The sequence below is a fragment of the Algoriphagus halophilus genome, assembly GCF_900129785.1.
In the GTDB taxonomy this organism is placed as follows: domain Bacteria; phylum Bacteroidota; class Bacteroidia; order Cytophagales; family Cyclobacteriaceae; genus Algoriphagus; species Algoriphagus halophilus.
The window spans coordinates 14329-38293 of sequence record NZ_FSRC01000004.1; the positions used below are offsets into that span (position 1 = coordinate 14329).

The window sequence follows — 23965 nt, forward strand, 5'->3', positions numbered from 1 at the left end:
GCAAAAAATGCACCCATTTTTGGGTGCATTTTTTATTTTTAACAATTCTAAGTTTTTAATGGTTAATCGTTTATGAAAAATCTTATAGCCTTAATTTTTGCTTTTGGAATTACTTTTTCCATTCATGCACAGACGGATTCTTTAATTTTAAAGAATAAAGACGTCATTATCGGTGAAATAAAAAGTATGGATCGGGGAGTCCTAACTATTGAAACCGATTACAGTGATTCTGACTTTAAAATTTCTTGGGACGGAATCGCACAATTGTATTCTAACACAAAATATTTAATTACCCTTTCTAATGGAAAGAGGTATAACGGTAAAGTGAATAGCGTAGGAGATGGGGTGATATCCATCGATACCTATGACCCTGATAATCTTCTTCCCTTAAGGAAAAAAAGAAGAAACACGGGTACTGAAGATATTGGAGGGGGAACAATTCAGGTTGATATAGATCAAATCGTTTACTTAAATGCGCTAGATGAAGGGTTTTGGAGTAGACTATCTGCCAACATTGACTTGGGGTGGAGCTTAACTAAAGCCAATAACCTAAGACAATTTAATATAAGAAGTGGATTGGGATATTTAGCAGACCGTTGGAAAGCAAACGCAACCTATAACTCTCTAAGATCCGCGCAAGATGAGATAGATCCAGTGAAAAGGACAGATGCAGATTTCTCCTATAACTATTTTTTGCCTAAAGATTGGTATTTACTCTACAACATTACTTTTCTTTCCAACACGGAGCAGTTGATTAAACTCCGAACCGGTAATAAAATTGGTATTGGTAAATACTTGGTTCATAATAATCAGACCTACTTTGGCTTTCAAGCAGGGGTCAACTATAACAATGAAAGATACTTTGACGACACCCCATCAAGGAGAACAGGGGAAGGTTTCATAGGAGCCGAACTCAATATGTATGATATAGGAGATTTAACGCTTTATTCCCAAGTAGTGGCCTATCCAAGTTTTTCCGAATCAGGAAGATTCAGAACAGATTTTAAAATGGATGTGAAGTATGAATTCTTTTCTGATTTTTATGTGAAGCTTGGTACAACCATGAACTACGATAACAGACCGATTGAAGGAGCCACTACGCTCGATTATATTTTCCAAACCACCGTTGGATGGGAGTTATAAATTTCCTTTACAAATTGATATTACTTGGAACCCTACTTTTGGTAGGGTTTCCTCATTTAAGCAAAGCTCAAAAAGATACGTTGAGGCTATCCAATGAGGATGTTTTGGTAGGAGAAATCAAATATATGGATAGGGGAATTCTTTTTATCAAAACGATTTATTCCAATGCTGATATTCAGGTCAAATGGAAAGAAGTAAATACCATTCATTCCGAAAGCCTATTTTTGATTACGCTTGAAAATGGGGAGCGGCTTGAGGGAAACTTAAAATCAATATCCAATGACTCTTTGTTGATTCATGTGATTAAACCCACAAAAAGGACATTGAGCCATATTGAATTGGATGAGTTTGAAAATTTTCAAATCAATAAAGACCAACTGGTATTATTGAATGAAATTAATACCTCTTTTTCAAGTCGGTTTAATGGAGATATTAGTGTTGGATTCAACTTGGCAAAAGCAAACAAACTGAGACAGTTCTCAATCAAGTCAAATTTGGGTTATTCAGGAGATATCTGGGGAGGAGCACTGGACTTAAACGTGATTAGATCCATTCAATCTTCTACTGCTGCTATTGAGCGTTATCAAGGTAGCGGATCAATTTTATTATTTCTCCCCAAGGATTTTTTTTTAATAGGGGTGGTCAGCTTACTCAGCAACACACAACAATTGTTGGAATTAAGGGTGAATTCCATCCTAGGAGCAGGTATGTATTTAATTCATACCAATCATTCCTATTGGAACCTACAAGTAGGGGTTAATAATAACAATGAACGATTTCAAGGTGACTTGCCATCTGAAAATTCATTCGAGGCAATAATTGGGACCGATATTAATTTTTATGATGTGGGTGTTTTTAATTTTTCAGGTTCAATAGCAGGGTATAGAAGTTTCTTGGATGAGGGAAGATATAGATCAGATGCGAGGTTTGATGTTACCTATAAATTTGTAGATGATTTTTTCCTAAAACTTGGATTGGCATTCAATTATGATAGTAAACCTACAGAGGGAGCCACTGATTTTGATTATGTCGTTCAAAGTACATTGGGGTGGAAATTTTAGGTTTATTTGAGAATTACAGAATAAAACATCCTCTTTTTTTTCCATTGATAAGGAACATTTGCCACGAGTATCTTTTTTACCATTAATCAAAAATTATCAATTTACTTTTATTGTTTACAACCTTTGTGTGGCATGAGGGTTTAATCTATATGTTATATAATAAAAGGTATATTCATCCGAACAGTTCTGAGTGGGTTGTGTTTATCCATGGTGCTGGAGGTTCTTCAGTGGTGTGGTATAAACAGTTGAAAGAATTTAAAGCCCATTTTAATCTACTGATGATTGATCTTCGAGGACATGGTAAGTCCAGCGATCTTTCTGAGGCAATTTGGAAAGAGGAATATACCTTTCAGGAAATAACCATGGATATCATTGAAGTATTGGATTATCATGCTATTCCACCTGCTCATTTTGCTGGAGTTTCATTAGGGACAATTATCGCTAGAAATCTTGCAGAGTTGGAACCATCACGTGTAAAATCAATGGTATTGGCAGGGGCAGTGACTAGGTTGAATATACAATCTAGGGTATTGGTATTTCTTGGCAATACATTTAAAAAAGTCATTCCCTATATGTGGCTTTATAGTTTGTTTGCATTCATTATCATGCCGAGGAAGCAGCATGAAGAATCAAGAAACTTATTTATTAATGAGGCAAAGAAGCTTTGCCAAAAAGAGTTTATCAGGTGGTTTAAATTAACAAAAGATATCAATCCTCTTTTAAAATATTTTAAAGAGAAAGCTATAAATATTCCTACCCTTTATGTGATGGGTGATCAGGATTTGATGTTTTTAGAACCGGTAAAAAATATTGTTGAAAAGCAGAGTAATTCTATTTTGAAAATTGTGGAAAAATGTGGGCATGTAGTCAATGTAGAACAACCAAAGCTATTTAATCAGTACGCATTAACATTTATTCAAGGACAAACCTAAAACGGAGTACTTTCATTATTTATGAAAAACCAGACAAAGATCATCCTGATAGTAGGGATTATCCTCATTATTATCGCAGCTTTTTTATATCCAAGGCTGGACAGTCGTAAAACCAATGATACAAGCGTTGCTTCTTCGGGTGCAGGACCAGGTGCCCCTGCTAATTTGCCCGTAAAAGTGGTGAAGCTTCAACGGGAGACACTTAGGAACCAGCTTTCCGTTACTGGAACTATTTTGCCAAACGAATCAGTTGACCTTAGACCTGAAATTTCGGGGTTGGTTACCAAGATTTCATTCAATGAAGGACAGTATGTATCAAAGGGTACTCCGCTATTGTATTTAAATGACGATGAGCTTCAAGCTCAATTTCAGAGATTACAGTACACGCAAAAATTATTTGAAAGTCAAGAAAATAGGCAAAAGCAATTGCTTGCAAGAGAAGCAATTAGCCAGGAAGAATATGATATTGTTCTAAATCAGTATAATACGACCTTATCTGATTTAAAATTGGTGGAGGCTCAATTGGCAAAGACCGTTGTGAGGGCTCCATTTAATGGGATACTAGGTTTGAGACAAGTTTCTGAGGGGAGCGTGATCGGAACAGGTGATATCATTGCCAATTTCGTAAATATTGATCCTGTAAAAATCGAGTTTTCCATCCCTGAAAGATATGCCAATCAAGTTGAGGTAGGGTCTGAGATTTACTTTACCAATGAGTCTTCCCCTGAAGAGGTAGTAGGAAAAGTATATGCATATGAACCACAAATTGACGCTGCTACCCGTACGTTAAAATTAAGAGCAGAAAGCCCAAATAAAGACAGGAAGTTTTTACCGGGAATGTTTGTGAGAATTCGTTTTGTTTTGGGTGAAACTGAAAATGCCTTGATGGTTCCTTCAGAATCCGTAATTCCAGAACTTCAAGGATATAAAGTTTTTGTTGTTGGTGCTGATAATAAGGCTGAAGAGCGTACTGTAGAAATCGGCACTCGTACAGACACCCATGTTCAAATCATCAGTGGTTTGGAAGTAGGCGATCTGGTGTTCACCACAGGTGTATTACAAGCAAGACAGGGATCCCCTGTAGAGTATACTCAAATCAACTAATATGTCGAGCTTATCAAATGTAAGTATCAACAGGCCGGTATTGGCAATTGTGATGTCTTTGGTCATCATACTTTTTGGAGCCATAGGGATTTCTTTATTGGGGATTCGTGAATTTCCAAGTGTTGACCCGCCTGTCATTAATGTTAGGACCACCTACGTAGGAGCCAATGCCGATGTAATTGAAGCCCAGATTACCGAGCCATTGGAAGAAGCCATCAACGGGATCCAAGGAATTAAATCATTGACTTCTACAAGTAATGATGGAGGTAGTAGCATAACAGTGGAGTTTGATGTGGGAGCGGATCTGGAAGCAGCTGCTAATGATGTTCGTGATAAAGTATCCGGAGCGCAAAGAAATTTACCTCCAGATGCAGAGCCACCAGTAGTATCCAAAGCAGATGCAGATTCTCAGCCCATTGTCTTTTTGAATGTAAAAAGTGATGAGCGAAGCCTTTTAGACTTATCAGATATTGCTGAAAATATTTTTAAAGAAAGGCTTCAAACTATTCCGGGAGTAAGTAGAGTTCAGATTTGGGGAGAAAAAGAATATGCCATTCGTTTAAGAATGGATCCCTTGAAAATGGCTTCTTATGGAGTGACTCCATTGGATGTACTTTCAAAAGTTCAAAGTGAAAACGTGGAACTTCCTTCAGGTAGAATTGAGGGAGAGACGATTGAACTTTCGGTGAGAACCAAAAGTAGGTTGAGTTCTCCTCAAGAATTTAATAGTTTGATCATCAAAGAAGATCAAAATAATATTGTCAGGTTTCAGGATGTGGGTAAGGCAGAATTGGCTGCTTTGAATGAGCGAACCGTCCTGAAGCGTGATGGGGTGCCAATGGTAGGGGTTGTTTTAGTACCTCTTCCGGGTTCCAATAACATTGAAATCGTAGATGAATTTTACAGAAGATTAGAATTCATTAAAAAGGATTTGCCGGATGATGTAGGCCTTGAGATTGGATTTGACTCTACTGACTATATCCGAAGTTCTATTGCAGAGGTTCAGGAAACAATAATCACAGCGTTTATCCTCGTAGTAGCGATTATCTTCCTCTTTTTAAGAGATTGGAGAACGACGTTTATCCCTGTATTGACGATTCCAATTTCCTTAATTGGGGTCTTCTTTATCATGTATTTGATGGACTTCTCCATCAATGTTCTGACGCTACTTGGTATTGTACTTTCTATTGGTCTGGTAGTGGATGATGCCATTGTGGTATTGGAGAATATATATACCCGAATTGAAAAAGGAGAAAAACCATTGGCAGCTGCCGAAAAAGGAGCAGAGGAAATTTTCTTCGCGGTTATTGCAACAACAGTTGCTCTAGCAGCGGTATTCCTTCCAGTAATATTCTTGACAGGGACTACAGGTAGACTTTTCAGGGAGTTTGGTATTGTGGTAGCTGGATCTGTAATTATATCATCCTTCGTGGCTTTGACCATGACTCCAATGCTTAGTTCGCGTTTATTAAAGCGTAGAGAGAAGCACAATAGATTCTACAATGCAACCGAGCCGATTTTTGTCTGGTTGAATAATGGTTACGATAAGATGTTGAGTGGATTTATGAAATTCCGCTGGGTTTCATTCGTATTAATCGCATTTATGGGTTTTGGGATTTATTGGTTGTTTAACCAAATTCCAAGTGAATTAGCGCCAGTAGAGGACAGAGGAGAAATCAGGATTCAATTGAGTGGTCCCGAAGGAGCAACTTTTGGTTACATGGATCGAGTAATTGATCAAATGGTGGCTGACTTCAAAGCGAAATTCCCACCTGAGGAAGTTACTGGGCTCATTTCTGTAACTTCTCCTGGATTTGGAACCGCCAGCACAAACTCCGGTTTTATTAGATTTATTTTGACCGACTCGGAGAATAGGGAGCGAACTCAAAACGATTATTTCAATGAAATCAATGCCATGCTTAAAAACTATACTGAAGTTAGGGCATTTGCTTCCGAACCCCAATCCATTGGGAATAGGAGAGGTGGTCTTCCTGTTCAGTATGTATTGCAAGCTCCCAACATGGAGATGCTTAAAGAAGCGATTCCAACCTTTATGGAAGAAGTAGGGAAAAGTCCAATATTCATTTTCTCTGACATCAACCTTAAGTTTACCAAACCAGAATTGGAGATTGAAATAGATAGGGCAAAGGCAAGGAATATTGGTGTATCCATACAAGAAATTGCCAGAACCTTACAGCTTTCTTATTCCGGACAGCGGTTTGCCTATTTTATCAAGAATGGAAAACAATACCAAGTGGTAGGTGAAATGAGATTAGAGGACAGAAATGAGCCTATTAATCTAAGAATGCTTTATGTACGTGCAGAAAATGGAAGCTTGGTTCAATTGGATAATTTGGTTACGGTAACAGAAAGAAGTACACCTCCTCAATTGTATCGATTCAACAGATTCGTAAGTGGTACCGTTTCTGCAAACTTAGCTCCTGGGTATACCATCGGGGATGGATTGGAAGAAATGGATCGTATTGCTGCGGAGGTATTGGATGAATCTTTTACGACAGATGTTTCAGGTCCTTCCAAAGAATTTAGGGAAAGTTCTAACAGTTTGCTGTTTGCATTCCTATTTGCACTGGTGTTAATTTATTTGGTACTGTCTGCCCAGTTTGAAAGCTTTATGGATCCGTTAACAATCATGTTTACTGTTCCATTAGCGATTTTTGGTGCCTTGTTTACCCTTTGGGCCATGGGCTTTACTCTAAATATTTTCAGCCAGATCGGTATAATTATGTTGATAGGTTTGGTGACCAAAAACGGTATTCTTATCGTGGAATTTGCAAACCAGAGGAAAGCTACAGGAATGTCAATTCATGAAGCGATTTATGGAGCAGCGGTAGCTCGTTTCCGTCCTATTTTGATGACTAGTTTATCGACCATTCTAGGGATTTTGCCTATTGCATTGGGATTAGGTGCTGGTGCTGAAAGCCGCGTGCCAATGGGGGCAGCTGTAATTGGAGGGTTGACATTTGCGACCATCCTAACCTTATTTGTAATCCCTGCTATTTATACTTATCTCACTTCCAAAGAAGGAAGATTAGCCAGAATTTAATGAAAAAATTAATTGCCACGCTCTTGATGAGCAGCTTAGGTTCCGTAATTTTTGCTCAAAGTCAAGAAGCTTTAGATCTTGAAAAAGCAATCCAAATTGGATTGGAAAAAAATCTGGATATAAAAATTGCGGTAGAGAATATCACAATTAATGAGATCAACCAAAGAATCGGTACGGGGGATTATTTTATGCCTACGATCGATGCGACCTACGCAAGAAATTTTAGTAGAGAGGATGTCGAGCAACGCTTTGTGAATGATCCAGAGCCCAGAACAATTGATGGAGCAAAGTCCCGAACAGAAAACTTTTCGGTAGTTGGTATATACGGGTTTCAGCCTGAAAATATTATTGTAATGAAAAGGCTAGGACAATTGACTGAAATCTCTGAGTTAGATGCCAAAGTGGCAGTGGAAAATACTGTAGCCTCCATCTCAACTGCCTATTACCGATTGGTTTTGGAACTTCAAAGGTATCAAGTGCTGGAAAGAACCTTGGAACTCAGTCAATCAAGACTGGATATCGCGGAAGCACAATATGAATTGGGTGGTGCCGGAAAACGAGATTTCCTAACTGCAGAGGTTGATTATAATTCGGATCTGACTCTTTTAGTCAATCAAGAGCAAATCATTAAAGCCGCTAGAATTAATTTAAATGAATTAATGGCATTGGCTCCTGACACTCAGTTTGCCGTGAATGACACGATCTTGATAGAGGAACCTTTGAGGTTAATAGATTTAGAGGAGAATGCATTTATCGATAATAAGCAATTATTGATCACGCAAAGACAGCAGAATGTTGCATTTCTACAGATGAAGGAGCTTCAAATGCAAAGGCTTCCTCAAATAAACCTAAATGGTAGCTATGTGAATAACACTTCCAATTCAGATGCAGGTTTCCTTTTACAAAATCAAAGGCAAGGTTTCAATTATGGGGGGAATATCACACTGAATTTATTTAGTGGATTTACCTTGAACCGTAGAATTCAAAATGCAAAGGTTCAGCAAAAAGTGCAAGCCTATGCATTGGATCAATATGAGATACAATTGCAGTCTGATATTCATAGAGCATATAATACCTATGAGACAAATCGTAACTTGTTAGAGATTGAAAAAAAGAATTACGAAGTAGCCAAGGAGAGTTCTGATATAGCATTAGAACGATTTAGGCTAGGTATTTCTTCCTATTTAGAGTTTAGAGATGCTCAGGTAAATTTGCTTATTGCTGAGACTAGACTGATTACTTCCATCTATAATATCAAAGAGATGGAGATTGAGTTAATGAGGCTTTCAGGAAGAATATTTTTCCAAAACAGCTATGAAGAACTCAACCTACCAACAGAAGATTAAAATATATTGAGCCTGATTCAATCAGGCTCATTTTTTTATTTGCTTTTTTTAAGAATTGCCTATTTTTCTTTTGGCATAGCATTTGCCAAAATATGTTTTCGAAAATCATTTGGTCTATTAATAGACCCTGTGTATGAAGAAAACAGCCATACTTCTTTTTACCATTTTAACAGTTTTGACCTTTGGGGTACAATGTACTTTTCTGGAAAAACAGTTTGGGGATAAGAGTAAACAAGAAGAGTATATTCTGGATTTGCCGGGAATAAAGACGCGTGGATTTATACGGGCTGCAGTAGATAATAATTCTACTGGCTATTACATCTACCGTGGTCGTAGAATGGGTTACGAGTATGAATTGCTAAGAGACCTAGCCAAAAGACTGGATGTTCAACTTCATCTGGTTTTGATTTCTGATATAGAAAAAGCATTTGATTACCTGGAAAATGGTAAAGTGGATTTGGTTGCTATGAATTTGGAGGAAAATCCAGAAAGAAAAAGTAGAGCTAACTTTTCTAGGCCATTGGGTAATATGAGTACTGTTCTGATAGGAAGTAAACCCAATCAAAAAATATCTTCTTGGGATCAATTACAAGGCGATACCATTATGGTAAGGCAGGGATCTGTATACAAATCCCAATTATGTGCAATCAAGGATTCGCTTCAAGTCCAATTCACAGTTCTGGAAAAGCCGGATCATGAAGAGGCTTTAATCGATCAGGTGGTGAAAGGTGAAATTAAATGGACTGTTGCAGACCAGAATATTGCTCAGGCAAATGCTACCTATTATGAAGGGCTGGATATTTCCTGGAAGGTAAAAAAGGAAGGTGAAGTCTCTTGGGTAGTCAGAAAAAATTCGCCTAAACTTCTTTCCTCATTGGATGATTGGCTGGAGGACAAACAGAAACGATTTATTCCAGACCTATATGCCAAGTATTTTTTGAATTCCAAAAACAGTTACTTCCGTTCGAATAGTCCATTTTCCTCCCTTGCTGGAAACAGAATTTCTCAGTTCGATGAGATTATCCAAGATGGTGCCGAGCAATTGGGTTGGGATTGGCGGCTTTTGGCTTCTCTTGTATATAAGGAGTCCCGTTTTGATACCACTGCCACTTCTTACGCAGGGGCTTCAGGATTGCTGCAACTTATGCCAGTCACATTGGAAAGATTTGGAGTCAACAATCCCCATGATCCAATCGAATCATTAACAGGAGGTGTTCGCTATCTCCGATACTTGGATAAATTTTGGTTAGAAAGAGTTCCAGAAACAAATGAACGGATCAAGTTTATCCTTGCTTCTTATAACATTGGTCACGGTCATGTGGAAGATGCCTGGAGACTTGCCATGAAATATGGAAGTAATACCCAAAGTTGGGAGGCAATTTCTGAATTTCTTGAACTAAAGTCCGATCCAAAATACTATAAAGATCCCGTAGTAAAGAGTGGGTTTGCCAAAGGGCATTTGGCTGTAAACTACGTCAAAGACATCATGAGTATTTTCGACTCTTATAAAGCTTTGGTACAGCCTTAAGCACCTTCATGCAATTCAAACATCGCTTCTACCTCTACCGGAATATTGTCGGGCAGAGATCCCATACCTACAGCTGATCGAACACCTATTCCATTTTCTTGCCCCCAAACTTCTGCAAATAGTTCACTACATCCATTGATGACATAAGGATGTCGAAGAAAATCTTCGGTACAATTGACCATACCCAATACTTTGATCACCCTTTTCACTCGGTTTAGGGAACCTAAATTTGCTTTGATTGTGGAGAGCATGGCTAATCCAACTTGTCTTGCAGCAAGTTTTCCAGCTTCGATGTCTAGATCGACACCAATTCTTCCAATAATCAAGCTGCCATCAGTTTGTACTGTACCATGTCCAGATAAATACAAATATTTACCGTCTATGAGGCATGGCTTGTAAACGCCAAGTGGCTTTGGTGCCGGAGGTAAGACAAGGTTTAATTTGGAGAAATTACTTTCTGGGGTTTCCATCATATTATTTTCAGTGAAATTAGACAAAAACATCTAAAATCAGTACACCTATTAATCCTATAATTGCAACCAAGGTTTCCATGAGAGACCAGGTTTTTATGGTGTCTTTAATACTGACATTGAAGAATTCTTTATACATCCAAAACCCACCGTCATTAAAGTGGGAAAACATAAGGCTTCCTGCTCCAATGGAAAGCACTAATAAGTTTGGGTCAACATTCATTGTCGTGACCAGAGGAGCTATGATTCCAGCAGTTGTCAGTCCGGCAACAGTTGCAGAACCAACGCAGACACGGATAATTGCAGTAATGATCCATGCCAAAAGTAAAGGAGGAATATCCCAAGTACTTAAACCATCCGCAATAACTTGACTGACACCAGTGTCTGTAAAAATTTGTTTTAAGGCTCCAGCTCCCGCTACAATCAATAAGATCATGGCAATGTCTTTGGTTGCAATGGTGTAGATATCCATTAACTGGGTCATTTTAAAACCCCTTTTTAAGCCTAGTGTATAGGTGGCCACTAATACTGAAATCAACATGACGATTCCAGGATTCGCAATGAAGCGAATAATGGGTCCAAGGCTGCTTTCAGGTTCAATATTGAGGTTCAAAGCAGTGGTGCTTACAAGTAAAAATACGGGTAGTAAAGCTGTGAAAAAGCTGTTAAAAGTGTCTGGTAGTTCAGATTCCGGTCTGATTTCAGCCTGGAAAGTACTTAAGGGATTGGCATGAACATTTTTTAAAGTTTTGGCAAATATAGGCCCCGCGATAATAATGGTAGGGATGGCAATTAAAAAGCCATAAAATAGGGTTAAGCCCATATTGGCATCAAACTGGGCCACCAAAGCAGCTGGGGAGGGGTGTGGAGGCAAAAAGCCATGTGTCACAGATAAGGCCGCCAATAATGGAATGCCCACGTAAACTGCAGAAATTTTGTATTGATAAGCTACTGTAAAAGCCAAAGGTACAAGTAGCACAAAGCCCACGTTATAAAAGAGGGGAATACCTACTACCAGGCCGGTTATGGACATAGCCCAGGTAATATTTTTTTCTCCAAAAATGCCCATTAAAAAACCAGCGATTTTCTGGGCAGCACCACTTTCGGCAACTAGCTTTCCCAGCATCGCCCCCATTACAATCACGATGACTAAATCACCTAATAAATTCCCCATACCCGACTGGATTGAGCCTGCAATTTGATCTGCAGGAAGCCCAAGAAGTAATCCTGCAGAGATAGAGGAGATGATAAATGCTAAAAAGGGATTGAGCTTAGCCCAAACGATTAGTAAAACAAGGATTGCAATACTAAGCAGGACAAGAAGTATGGTCATGGGTCTACAATGGGTTTAACGAACAAGATAAAAAAAATGAGCGAAAGACCTTTTACCCAAACTTAATAAAGGTATTGGATTTAGTTCTTGATGAGTTTGAACAAATGTGCTTCATCATTTCCTAGCTCCCAAGTTATCCTTGGTAGATTTTCTTTCCATTCTGCTTGGACTTCTTGCCAGATAATTGGCAGAATGCTCAATGTCCTGTAGCTGCCCACGGTATAATTGAATCCCGCTAGATCTTTGATTGAAATATTTCTTCTCGCGTATATTCCAGAATCTAATCAGAGTAGATGAGTACCAGGAGCAGCGTATCCGGTTCAAGTTCGTTCTATATCTCCAGACAGTGAAATTTACATTGGCACTTGCAAGTCCTGTGTTTCCTGCAATTTTAAATCATGAATGAGGTTAGGAGTGGAGGTGTCAGGATTAGAAGAGATCGTGCCAATGGGCATTATGAAATACAACTGACAGAAGAAACCTGTATATTCGGCTGACTGAAAAAAAATCCATTTTGGATGGTATGTAGCCTTTGCTAGCATGTATCAACTATTAAAAAAGCACAATTAATATACTAAAAATGAAATTGAAAAAGAAGTTCTTCTTCTACTTGATTCTTGGGTGGCTATTTCTAATTGGTGGAAATTTACAAGGGTTTGCCCAGCAGTACCGTATAAGTCTGCTCACGTGTGACCCTGGAGAAGAGATTTATAGTTCTTTTGGTCACAGTGCAATTCGAGTAGTCAATTTAGAGACTGGAAGGGATCAAGTTTATAATTATGGGACCTTTGATTTTAGAGCTCCTAACTTCGTGTTAAAATTTGCAGGAGGTAGGTTGGATTATTTTCTATCCGTATCAACCTTTGATCGGTTTCTGGCAGAGTATAATTATTTTCAAAGATCCATGCGGGAATTGGAGCTTGATTTGAATCAGCAACAGAAGACCGCCTTAGTTGAATTTTTAGAGATCAATTACCTTCCTCAAAACCGTAATTACCGATACGATTTTTTCTATGATAACTGTGCTACTCGGATTCGAGATGTCATAGAGACTATTGTAGGGGATCAATTGATATGGCACGATGAAGAACAGGAGTCTATTGAGAAGACGTTCCGGCAATTGATTGATGAAAAAGTTTTTTATATGCCTTGGTCTGATTTGGGGATTGATCTTGCTTTAGGATCGCGTCTCGATGTTGATGCGACTCCACGAGAGGAGCAATTTCTTCCAGATTACATGGAGCAGGCATTTTCTAGAGCAGAAATACAAGGTGATGGGCCTACAAGGCCCCTGGTAAAAAATGAACGAGTAATTCTTGATTTTGCCCCAAAAGAAAATTCATTGGGTCTATTTAATCCCTATCTTCTCTTTTGGATTATCGCTATACTATTTACTGCAACAACTTTCATTGGGTTTAAAAGGAAAAGGCTTTTTATTGGGTTTGACCTAGTCTTTTTTGGAATCTTAGGGCTTCTTGGATTAGTCATGAGTTTACTTTGGATTGGATCAGATATCCCTTCTACCAAATGGAATTGGAATATTTTATGGGCTTTCCCAGGGCATTTAGCTTTAATTCCAGGCTTACTTTCAAAGTCTTTGAAACCATGGCTCAGAAATTATCTCTTGACAGCCTTGATATTGGCTGATGCTGCGGTGGTGTTTTGGATTTTAGGCTGGCAATCTTTTCATCCTAGTTTGATTCCGATTATGTTGGTCATCATTCTAAGGACCAATTATCTTTATTATAATATAGCGCGTTATAAGACACCACTTGTCTGAAATATTCCATCTGGAAAACTTTTAAGGGGTTATTAACTGTTATAGGACTTAAGATTGAGCTATGGAATTTAAATTGACATCAGACTACCAACCCACAGGAGATCAACCTAAGGCAATTGAAAAGCTGACCGAAGGGGTGAATTCAGGCGAAAAGTCTCAAGTGCTACTAGGTGTAACCGGCTCGGGAAAAACATTTACGATTGCTAACCTCATCCAACAAGTACAGAAGCCGACGCTTATACTCAGCCATAATAAGACATTGGCGGCTCAGTTGTATGGAGAATTCAAGCAGTTTTTTCCAGACAATGCTGTTGAATATTTTATTTCCTATTACGATTACTACCAGCCAGAAGCTTTCATTCCAAGCTCGGGTACTTATATAGAGAAAGATCTTTCTATCAATGATGAAATTGAAAAGTTAAGATTAAGTGCTACATCCAGTTTGCTTTCAGGAAGACGAGATGTCATTGTCGTTGCTTCCGTGTCCTGTATTTATGGTATTGGTAATCCAGAGGAATTTGGCAAAAATGTGATTCGCCTCCAAGAAGGTGATCGCATACCAAGGAACCAATTACTATTTAAATTGGTGGATATTCTTTATAGTAGGACTCAGCAAGATTTGACGCATGGTACCTTTCGGGTCAAAGGGGATACTGTTGATATTTTTGTGGCCTATGCTGATTTTGGTTATCGAATTTTTTTCTGGGGTGATGAAATTGAAGCGATTCAAAGAATTGATCCTGCTTCAGGGAAAAAGCTTTCTGATGAAAAAATCATTTCCATATTTCCGGCAAATTTATTTGTGACAGGAAAAGATACCATCAACACTGCCATTCATGAAATACAGCATGACATGGTGGATCAGGTGAATTTCTTTGAAAAAGAAGGGAAATTCTTGGAGGCAAAACGACTTCAAGAACGGACAGAATTTGATCTGGAAATGATTAGGGAACTAGGCTACTGTTCTGGTGTGGAAAATTACTCACGGTATTTTGATCGAAGATTGCCCGGTACTAGACCTTTCTGTTTGATCGATTATTTTCCTGATGATTTCTTGTTAGTGGTGGATGAAAGCCATGTAACTATTCCTCAGGTAAGAGCCATGTGGGGAGGAGATAGATCACGTAAAGTCAATTTGGTGGATTTTGGGTTCAGGTTACCTTCTGCCTTGGATAATAGACCACTCAAATTTGATGAATTTGAGGACCTGACCAATCAAATAGTTTATGTGTCTGCAACACCGGCAGATTATGAATTGTCGCAAACGGAAGGGGTGGTGGTAGAACAGATCATTAGACCAACTGGCCTCTTGGATCCGACTATTGATGTGAGGCCTAGCCAAAATCAAATTGATGATCTATTGGAGGAAATTGATCAAACGATCAAGAAAGAAGCGCGTGTCTTGGTTACTACTTTGACCAAAAGGATGGCTGAAGAACTTCAAAAATATCTTGAAAAAGCTGGTGTGAAATCCAGGTATATCCATTCTGAGGTGAAAACATTGGACCGAGTTGAAATTCTAAGAGAATTGCGTCTTGGGATTTTTGATGTATTGGTAGGAGTGAATTTGCTTAGAGAAGGGCTGGATTTGCCTGAAGTTTCTTTAGTCGCAATTTTGGATGCCGATAAAGAAGGTTTTTTGAGAAACGAAAGAAGTTTGGTGCAAACAATTGGCAGAGCAGCGAGAAATCAGGAAGGTCGCGTAATCATGTATGCGGATAAAATTACTCCTTCTATGCAAATGGCTATTGATGAAACTAAGAGAAGGAGAGCTATCCAGATTGAGTATAACGAGATAAATGGAATCACTCCAACTACCGTTATTAAATCAAGGGATAAGATTATGGGTCAGACAAAAGTGGCTGATTCGAAAAAGAATGCTAAAATTTATGTGGAGCCAATGCCTGGTGAAGGTACTATGGCAGCTGATCCAGTTGTTCAATATTTAAGTAAGGACAAGCTTGAAAAGTTGATTCTGCAAACACAAAAGCAAATGGAAAAAGCGGCCAAAGAACTTAACTTCATGGAGGCTGCAAGATTAAGGGACGAGTGGCAATCTCAAAAGAAGAGATTGGAAGAGCTATCAAGAGGCCCTGGAAATTGAAAATTACAGAAATAAATGATGACCCTTCAAGAGGTGAAAAGTCTTGCTGCAAAAGGGGAGGGCTTAAAAATTGAATTTAAAAAGAAGGCTGCTTATCCAGAAAAGATAGTCAGAGAATTTATTGCCTTGGCGAATACTGCTGGTGGGGTGGTGATGATTGGAGTGGATGATGACGGAACCGTTTCAGGCCAGCGTTTTATTGAGGAGGAAGTTTATGTGATGGAAAAAGCAATTAAGGAATTGATTTTTCCAGCCCTTCATTATGAATTGTTTGTTCTACCTATTAATTCTAAAAAAGGAGTTGCAGTTTTTAAATTAGAACAAAGTCAAAGTCGGCCCCATTATTTAAAAATTGATAAAAAAAGGCAGTCTTTTATTAGAGTAGCAGATAGGAGCGTACAAGCTAGTATTGAAGTTTGGGAGATTTTGAAAAAGAGTAAAAACCCAAGGGATGTCGTTTTTACTTATGGTAGAAAAGAGGAGATTCTGCTTAAAACTCTGGAAGAAAAACAAAGAATTTCAGTTCGGGAGTTTTCAAAAATTGCCAAAATCCCAAAATTTTTGGCTTCCAAAACATTGGTGAGGTTGGTTTTGGCAAATGTGCTGTTAATTCATCCCCAAGAGTCTGATGATTATTTTACTTTGAAAGAATAGGAAGGTTGATCCCCGTTCTTTCCATGAATCCGAGATTTCCTTGAATGCCTCCAGTATGAATTAATAAGATGGAGGAGCCTTTTTGAAAGTAATTGTTTTGGATTAAATCCCACATGGCAAAAGCGGCCTTTCCTGTATAAATTGGGTCCAAGACTATTCCAAATTCCTGATAAAACATCCATATAAAATCGATCAAGCCGGGCTTGTATTTTGCATATCCCCCAAAATGGTATTGGTCAAAAATAGTAAGAGAACCTTTTGGTTCGATTTTATAAAATTCAATTAAGCTCTGAATTTCTTGATGGATAAAAGTTCCCTTGAGTGAAGAGATTCCAATTAGGGATTGATGCTTCTTTATAGTCGCAGCCAAACCAGCAAGGGTTCCGCCAGTTCCAATGGCAGTCACGATTTGTGAAAAGCTATAATCTTCAGGAGTTAGAATTTCTTGAGTTCCTTTTATGGCAAGTTGATTCGTGCCTCCTTCTGGGACTAAATAGAAATCTCCGAATTTTCTTGACAGATCCAATTGAAATTGCTCCTCCGTTTTTTTTCTATACTCTTCTCTTGAAACAAAATGAAGAATCATTCCAAGTGATTGAGCCAATTCCAGGGTAGGGTTTAAAGGTTGGATGTTTTCTCCCCTGATGATTCCAATAGCTTTGAGCCCCGCTTCTTGGGCAGCAAATGCAGTGGCCGCGATATGATTGGAATAGGCACCTCCAAAGGTGAGTAAGGTTTGATGACCCTTTGAAAGCGCTTCTTCGATATTGTATTTTAGTTTAAAAAATTTATTCCCAGATACTTGAGGATGAACTAAATCTAATCTTTTAATGGAAAGTGTCACTCCTTTTTCCCTTAAAAGGCGATGTTGAATAGCCTGGTTCATTACTTCATTTGGAGTAAGCATTGGGTTCATTTTAGAGATATTGGCAAAGTTAAGCTTGATCCTCCTATTTTTGCATTATGAATACAAATCCTGAAGAAGACTTCGAAGATGAGGAAGTTGAATTGTTTGAGCATTATCGGATTATTATTGACAAGGGACAAACTCTTACTAGGATAGATAAATTCTTAAGTGAGAAGATAGCTAATGCTACAAGGAATAAAGTTCAACAAGCCATCGATGCTGGTTCCGTATTAGTGAATGGAAGTCCAACTAAGGCCAATTATAAAATTAAGCCTCTGGATGATATTCGTGTAATGTTAGAAAAACCTCCAAAGGAAACGGAAGTATATTCTGAAAATATTCCATTGGATATCATATATGAAGATCCTTATTTATTGCTGGTAAATAAGCCTCCTGGGATGGTGGTGCATCCTGCACATGGAAATTGGTCAGGAACGCTGGTGAATGGGCTAGTTTATTATTTCGAGAATCTTCCTGAAATGAAAGGTAATACCGGTAGGCCTGGATTGGTCCATCGGATTGATAAGGATACTTCTGGTCTTTTGGTAATAGCCAAAACCGAAGAAGCAATGACCCACCTTGCCAGTCAGTTTTTTCATCATACCATAGATAGAACCTATATAGCCTTGGTTTGGGGAGAGCCGAATGAAGATGAAGGTACGATTACGGGGAATGTAGGAAGAAGTGCAAAAAACAGAAAGGTGATGGATGTTTTCCCTGAAGGAGATCAAGGAAAACATGCAGTAACACATTGGAAGGTTTTGAAGCGCTTACGATATGTCTCCTTAATCCAATGCAATTTAGAAACCGGAAGAACCCATCAGATTAGAGCTCATATGAAGTATCTAGGACATCCATTATTTAATGATGCCATGTATGGAGGAGATAAAATTCGAAAGGGTACCCAATTTTCTAAATACAAAACCTTTGTCCAGAACTGTTTTGACTTAATGCCAAGACAAGCACTTCATGCTCAGTCTCTGGGTTTTATACATCCTATCACCAAAGAAAAGCTCTATTTTGAGGTTCCACTTCCTTCAGATTTTAAGTCTGTTTTAGATAAATGGGAATCATATGTGAATTTTGAATGAGAATAACTGATCTAATATTTAATAAAATGGTCAAAATATTGCTAAAACGGCAATAAAAACATGTTTTTTAATCAGAAATGATAATACGGTTCCTAAAGATTGAAAAATCGTTAAAATCATACCTCATTTCACATCATTAATTTACATATTTATATATTTCAATCGTTTTCATTAAAAATACTGTAAAAATTCAGTTTATTTTTTATATAATTTGCAAAAATAAGCTGAGTGTGCCTATATTTGAATCATCAACAGAGATAAAAGATCTCTATCGACACATACTGTAGGATGTTGAAATTGGCAGACAAGCCCTCCTGTCTCGGGGGTGGAGGTCATGGGATAAAGCATTTAGCGAGCTCGTAAATTTGCCTAACTACTCCGTGGAGGTTCGAATCCTTCTCCTACAGCAGGTTATTTTGGGTTTATTGTTAATTGACTAAAACCATGAAATTTTGTTTCATGGTTTTTTTTATGCCTTATTTTTTACAGCATAGAATATCTTTTGTCAATGTATGTTTATACAATAGATAAAATTGTATAGTATGGGTCTAATAGAACATTATCAAATTGATAAAAAAGCCTTAGAATAAAAGTCGATATTTTTCGAATTATCAAAAAAAATAACATTTAAATTAATTTAATGTAAAAAATAAAATAATTTTTTGTCAAAATTTTAATAAACCAATGGTATTTCTAATTTTGAGCAGTCAATTAAAAGAATTGAACAAAAAACCCAAAAAGTCTCATTAAGCATAAATGAATATTTTTTCACTTCTGCTTCCTATCTGCAGGGTTCTTAAAACATAAAGTATATATACTTATCTGTTCTCAAACCTATTTTACCTATTTAATTATTGTAGGATGTTGAAATTGGCAGACAAGCCCTCCTGTCTCGGGGGTGAGGAATCCAGTATAAAGCGTAATTCAACCGGACTATTGCCTAACTGCCTCGTGGAGGTTCGAATCCTTCTCCTACAGCAACTAAAAGCAACACATCGTGTTGCTTTTTTCATTTAATAGAAAAATTTTGAATGGTGTAATATCATTCATAATGGCTATTTTAGGTCTAAATTACCTTGAATGTCAGAAAAAGTCCATCATACAAAATCAGCTCACCCATTTCGGAAAAAACTACTGAAATGGATAATGATTGCTTTTTTAGGGCTCCTGTTTTTAGAATTTGTTTTCTATTTCGGTTCTAATCTATTGTTGTCTAACTGGGCAAGAAACAAGATTAACGATGCTACTGATGATGTTTATCAAATTGAATTCAACCGAATTAATTTTTCCCTTATTAGAAGGGGCGTTTTTTTGGATGGAATAATTATGAAGCCTGTTGAGGGTGTGGTTGCTAAACCAGGGCAGACTTTATTTGACTTTACATTGGATGAACTCGCGTTTAAAGGACTCTGGTATAGTTTTTCGGAAAACATTTTTTACATAGGCAAATTAGAGTTTGACAATCCAAATATTAACATGGATTTACCAGAAGATAGGTCTGGAAATCTGCAACAAGTGGACTCGGTAAAAATCAATAAAGTATCTCCTGTCAAGGAACTGGAGGAGGAAGTGAAAAAGAGTATTGAAAAAATGAAGTTAAATGCGTTGGTGGTCCGATCACTGGAAATCAACCATGCGGATTTGTTTTTTCTAAATTTTTTAAGTCAAAGTTCTTTAGAGGCAAATAACACCAAATTACTTGTCAGGGATATTAATTTGACCACACAAGAGGAGTGGGAAACACCTTTTAATGCGAGGGGGTTTGAATTTGATTTAGAGAATGTACTATTTCCTTTGCCTGATAATGTTCATAAGATTACTGCAGATAAGGTCTTTATCAGTTCTTTGACCAATCAGGTTGATCTTAGAAATTTCGAATTGTCTGGGGATAAAAAGAAAGAAAGCAAGGCTTACTACTCAGCAAAGCTCAATGCTTTGCGGATTGGAAATGTAGATTTAAATCAAGCGTTCATGACCTCAAGACTTTTAGTAGACGAAATTGTCATGGAGGATCCTCTTTTTAAAGTAGAGAGGTTGACGAAGGCAGATAAAGACAGTACTTCTAGAGGTGATTTGAATGAGCTGATCGACGGAGTGTTAGAATCAATTTATGTAAAGGAGCTTTCTATTAATGATGGCAAATTCATTACCTCCAATGCGATTGACACCTTAAAAAATAGGATTGACATTGAAGGATTGGACTTTAAAATGATTGAATTCTATTTAGGAGATGATGAATCAAAAAAGCAGAACCAATTTTTTTATGGGGAAGATGCATCTATGGAAATCAGAGATGCAAGCTTGTATTTGTCTGATGAGGTTCATTTGATCAGGGGTGAAAAAATCAGTGTTTCTTCATTCAAAGATGAAATAGAGGTTGACAATGTAAGTTTTCAGCCAAGGGAAGGAGCTCTTCAAGAAAAAGACCCAGACCATATCATACGAATTTTTCTTCCTAAAGTAGCTTTAACCAAGGCTAACCTAAAATTATTGTATAATGAAAGGAAGTTTGAAATGGATGAATTAATGCTCAATTCTCCTAAAGTGGAATTTGTAGAGCGTAGAAAAAAAGAAAACCAACCCTCTCAAAACGTTTCAATAAAGGATTTATTGGAAGGATACCTTTCTGATGTAAAAATCGGAAAGTTTGATTTAAATGATGGGGAGGTTCAATTTAAAAATGAAGCTGGAGAAAGAACTAATGATATTGGATTTGAAAGATTTAGCCTAGAATTGGATGAGGTTTTTTTCCAACCTAATTCAACCAAATCAATCAGTGATTTCCTTTTTGCAAAAGATGTAGTTCTCAGTTTGGAGAAATATCGTTTAAAACTTCGGGATAACCTTCATGAGTTTAAAGCTGATCATGTGACCATTGATTCAAAAGATTCCCTTTTGTCTATCAGTGGTTTAAGTATAAGTCCTGAAAATCCAAATCAAGTCCAGCAAATATTGGATGCATATGGCAAAAGTGTGATTCTGGATATTCGAATTCCTGAATTTAGGGCGGAAGGTTTTAATATGAGAGCTGCTTTCGAGGAGGAAAAGTTAATAATTCAACAAATCTTGATTCCTGAACCTGAACTGTTCATGTCTAGGTTTAGAAAAAAGCGGAGCTCAAATTCATCAGCATCTTTAGAGTCCAGCGTTGAAATCAAGAACTTACTCACTTCCTATTTTAATGTAATAGAAATTGATTCTCTGAGCTTTTCAGAAGGAATAATAAAATATGAGAATTTCTCCGGTCCTAAGGATATAGCTTTTCAGGAGGACAATTTATCCTTAAAACTGAAAGGATTTTATGTGGATAATACTGGATATGAAAGAGAAGGGGATAGAACGTTTTTCTCTGAAGAAATCGATCTTAGGTTAAAAAATTATGCTTTTAATCTTGCTGGAGGAAATTATCGAGCAACTACAAATAATTTAAGTTTCAACTCGATTGACCAATCGATCATAATTGATAGTTTGGAACTAGTCCCTGGTCCGGACTTGGAAAATAAGCTTGCACTTTCTTTAGACTTGCCACAAGTGGCATTCAATGGGGTGGATATTGAATCTTTTCTTTTTGAAAATGTTCTTGATTTGAATAAATTAAAAGTGACAGGGGGGAGGATCAATATTGAAATTGATAAGGATTATGAACAGGAGGAGAAGGAGGAAAATGAGCAGAAAAAATCTCTCCCAAAATCAATTGAATTAATAAAAATCGATTCAATTGAAGCAGTGAATTCCACTTTGGGGATTAACTTTCGATCAGGTACCAATGAGGCCCAGTCCATTCAAACAAATTTTGATTTAGGTATTCTTGGATTCAATTTTGATTCTACAGCTAATACCAAAGAAGATTTATCAGGCCTTTTTTCTCAAATAAATCTATCCCTTCAGGATTTTTCTTTTGCGCTACCAGATAGTATTCATACCATCCAGTTTTCAAGTGTCAATGTAGATAATTCTGTAGATGCCACTATTTTTTCCAATTTTCAAGTGATTCCAAAAAGCACGACAATAGCTCCTGGATCTCCCATTATATCAGCAAGAATTGAAAGTCTATCACTTCAAAATAATACTTTAAAGGAAATCCAGGAGACAGGGGTTTTTGACATGACTAAGTTATCCTTAGTCAACCCTGTAATTGACATTTACTTGGATTCTGCGGAAAAAGAAGTAAAGGCCAAGCCTGTAAAACCAAAAAATAAAGAAGGGTTAATTCAAACCGTACTTTTGCAAGATATCCTCGTTCAAAATGGCAAGTTTACTTTATATAATAAGGAATTAGGTCCCATTGAGCATCTGGCTTTTGATGGGGTAAATGTGGAATTGGCGGAACTGAATTTTAATTTGATAGGGAAGGATCAAAAAATAAGTCCACAGTTCCTACTGGAAAGAGACCATAGTTTATCCTTGACAAACTACGTGTATTATAGTTCCGATAGTCTCAATAGAGTTGAAATAGGAAAGCTTAGTTTGCTAGATGATGATCTAATAGTAGAGGATATCAAAGTAGGTCCGACAATTGGGAGATATAATTATTTGAACCAACAAGGTTTTCAATCCGATGCGATCGATGCAGAAATAAAAAAGGTCACTTTATTGAATATTGATTTTAATGAGTATTTCCTGAATAATAAAGTAAGGGCTCAGGGCTTAATTTTGGATAGCTTGAGTTTGGATGTGTTTAGAGATAAACGCTTACCAATAAAAGAAGGTGTCTATAAACCCATGCCACAAGCCTTGATGAGGAATTCACCAATTGATTTGGAGGTTGATTCGGTAAAAGTGAACGGTGGCCTAATCAGGTATGAAGAGTTTGGCCCTAAGTCCATGCTACCTGGGATGATTTCTTTTAATCAAGTTGATGCAAAATTGGCTCCCTTTATTTTAACGAAGAGTGAGCAAGATTACCCAGTTATGAGTACGAAATTACATGCTACCAGTAAATTGATGGGGCAAGGGGATGTTCAGCTAGAGGCGACCTTATTTTATGATGATCCCTATCCGATGGAAGTGGATATCTCATTGGGTGAATTGGATTTGACCACTCTAAATAATATGCTTTCTAGGGGTGTGTTTGTAAGGGTGTTAGATGGGAGAGTAACTGATGGGGAATGGAATTTCAAGGTAAATGATGATGTAGCGCAAGGGAAGATGAATTTCCATTATGAAGATTTGAAAATCGAATTTTTGGATAGTTTAACCTTGGAGCGGGGTACAGGGAAGCTCAACTTAATGACCTTTATTGCAAACACGATAACCAAGAATTCTAATCCCAGAAAATTTTTCAATAAACGAGTAACGGCCACAATTTATAATGAGCGAGATAAATCCAAATTCATTTTTGGAGGTTGGTGGAGAGCTACATTTAGTGGACTAAAAGGAAGTCTAGGTTTAGGTCAGCCAAAGGTGCCAAAAAGAAGGGAAGAAGAAGAGTAATACTCTATTCAAGAC

The 23965-nt window shown here is 37.5% G+C and carries 15 protein-coding genes; 12 read left to right on the forward strand and 3 right to left on the reverse strand.

Annotated features, from left to right (window positions below):
* Positions 1–72 precede the first annotated feature (72 nt).
* The 7 genes from BUR11_RS19035 to BUR11_RS19065 all read left to right on the forward strand — a co-directional run bounded on the left by BUR11_RS19035 (position 73) and on the right by BUR11_RS19065 (position 10178).
* Positions 73–1143: a DUF481 domain-containing protein gene (locus tag BUR11_RS19035; RefSeq protein WP_074226628.1), complete on the forward strand. Its 1071-nt coding sequence runs from the start codon at positions 73–75 to the stop codon at positions 1141–1143.
* The gene (locus BUR11_RS19040) at positions 1131–2204 is read left to right on the forward strand and encodes a DUF481 domain-containing protein (RefSeq protein ID WP_074226629.1); all 1074 of its coding nucleotides are present in this window, start codon (positions 1131–1133) and stop codon (positions 2202–2204) included. The genes BUR11_RS19035 and BUR11_RS19040 overlap by 13 nt, the downstream gene beginning before the upstream one ends.
* Before the next feature lie 149 nt (positions 2205–2353).
* Positions 2354–3136 carry an alpha/beta fold hydrolase gene (locus tag BUR11_RS19045; RefSeq protein ID WP_074226630.1) on the forward strand — a complete coding sequence of 261 codons (783 nt, stop codon included), beginning with the start codon at positions 2354–2356 and terminating at the stop codon, positions 3134–3136.
* Between the two features lie 21 nt (positions 3137–3157).
* Positions 3158–4240 carry an efflux RND transporter periplasmic adaptor subunit gene (locus tag BUR11_RS19050; RefSeq protein ID WP_074226631.1) on the forward strand — a complete coding sequence of 361 codons (1083 nt, stop codon included), beginning with the start codon at positions 3158–3160 and terminating at the stop codon, positions 4238–4240.
* A gap of 1 nt (position 4241) precedes the next feature.
* Positions 4242–7304 carry an efflux RND transporter permease subunit gene (locus BUR11_RS19055; RefSeq protein WP_074226632.1) on the forward strand — a complete coding sequence of 1021 codons (3063 nt, stop codon included), beginning with the start codon at positions 4242–4244 and terminating at the stop codon, positions 7302–7304.
* Complete coding sequence (locus BUR11_RS19060) at positions 7304–8650, forward strand: TolC family protein (RefSeq protein ID WP_074226633.1); 1347 nt, start codon at positions 7304–7306, stop codon at positions 8648–8650. Before BUR11_RS19055 ends, BUR11_RS19060 begins: the two co-directional genes overlap by 1 nt.
* 133 nt (positions 8651–8783) lie before the next feature.
* The gene (locus BUR11_RS19065; RefSeq protein WP_074226634.1) at positions 8784–10178 is read left to right on the forward strand and encodes an MltF family protein; all 1395 of its coding nucleotides are present in this window, start codon (positions 8784–8786) and stop codon (positions 10176–10178) included.
* Here the strand turns inward: BUR11_RS19065 and BUR11_RS19070 are convergent.
* Both BUR11_RS19070 and BUR11_RS19075 read right to left on the reverse strand, forming a co-directional pair.
* Positions 10175–10648 (reverse strand): RidA family protein, encoded by a 474-nt coding sequence (locus BUR11_RS19070; protein WP_074226951.1) that lies wholly within the window; start codon positions 10646–10648, stop codon positions 10175–10177. The two genes, BUR11_RS19065 and BUR11_RS19070, sit on opposite strands and share 4 nt — an antisense overlap.
* 19 nt (positions 10649–10667) lie before the next feature.
* Entirely contained in the window at positions 10668–11981 is a 1314-nt protein-coding gene (locus BUR11_RS19075; RefSeq protein WP_074226635.1) for a gluconate:H+ symporter, read from the reverse strand.
* Positions 11982–12561: 580 nt separating this feature from the next.
* On the opposite strand from BUR11_RS19075, the gene BUR11_RS19085 reads away from it, so the two are divergent.
* The 3 genes from BUR11_RS19085 (at position 12562) to BUR11_RS19095 (ending at position 16519) form a co-directional block, all read left to right on the forward strand.
* Positions 12562–13761 carry an Lnb N-terminal periplasmic domain-containing protein gene (locus BUR11_RS19085; RefSeq protein ID WP_074226637.1) on the forward strand — a complete coding sequence of 400 codons (1200 nt, stop codon included), beginning with the start codon at positions 12562–12564 and terminating at the stop codon, positions 13759–13761.
* 61 nt (positions 13762–13822) lie between these two features.
* On the forward strand, positions 13823–15865 hold the full coding sequence (uvrB, locus tag BUR11_RS19090; RefSeq protein WP_074226638.1) for an excinuclease ABC subunit UvrB: 2043 nt from the start codon (positions 13823–13825) through the stop codon (positions 15863–15865).
* An 18-nt stretch (positions 15866–15883) separates the two neighbouring features.
* Complete coding sequence (locus BUR11_RS19095) at positions 15884–16519, forward strand: AlbA family DNA-binding domain-containing protein (RefSeq protein WP_074226639.1); 636 nt, start codon at positions 15884–15886, stop codon at positions 16517–16519.
* Here the strand turns inward: BUR11_RS19095 and BUR11_RS19100 are convergent.
* Positions 16503–17435 (reverse strand): 1-aminocyclopropane-1-carboxylate deaminase/D-cysteine desulfhydrase, encoded by a 933-nt coding sequence (locus BUR11_RS19100; protein WP_317045297.1) that lies wholly within the window; start codon positions 17433–17435, stop codon positions 16503–16505. The genes BUR11_RS19095 and BUR11_RS19100 overlap by 17 nt on opposite strands.
* 47 nt (positions 17436–17482) lie before the next feature.
* On the opposite strand from BUR11_RS19100, the gene BUR11_RS19105 reads away from it, so the two are divergent.
* Positions 17483–18517 carry an RluA family pseudouridine synthase gene (locus tag BUR11_RS19105; RefSeq protein ID WP_074226641.1) on the forward strand — a complete coding sequence of 345 codons (1035 nt, stop codon included), beginning with the start codon at positions 17483–17485 and terminating at the stop codon, positions 18515–18517.
* 1326 nt (positions 18518–19843) lie between these two features.
* Positions 19844–23950: a hypothetical protein gene (locus tag BUR11_RS19110; protein WP_143186089.1), complete on the forward strand. Its 4107-nt coding sequence runs from the start codon at positions 19844–19846 to the stop codon at positions 23948–23950.
* The last annotated feature ends 15 nt before the right edge of the window (positions 23951–23965 follow it).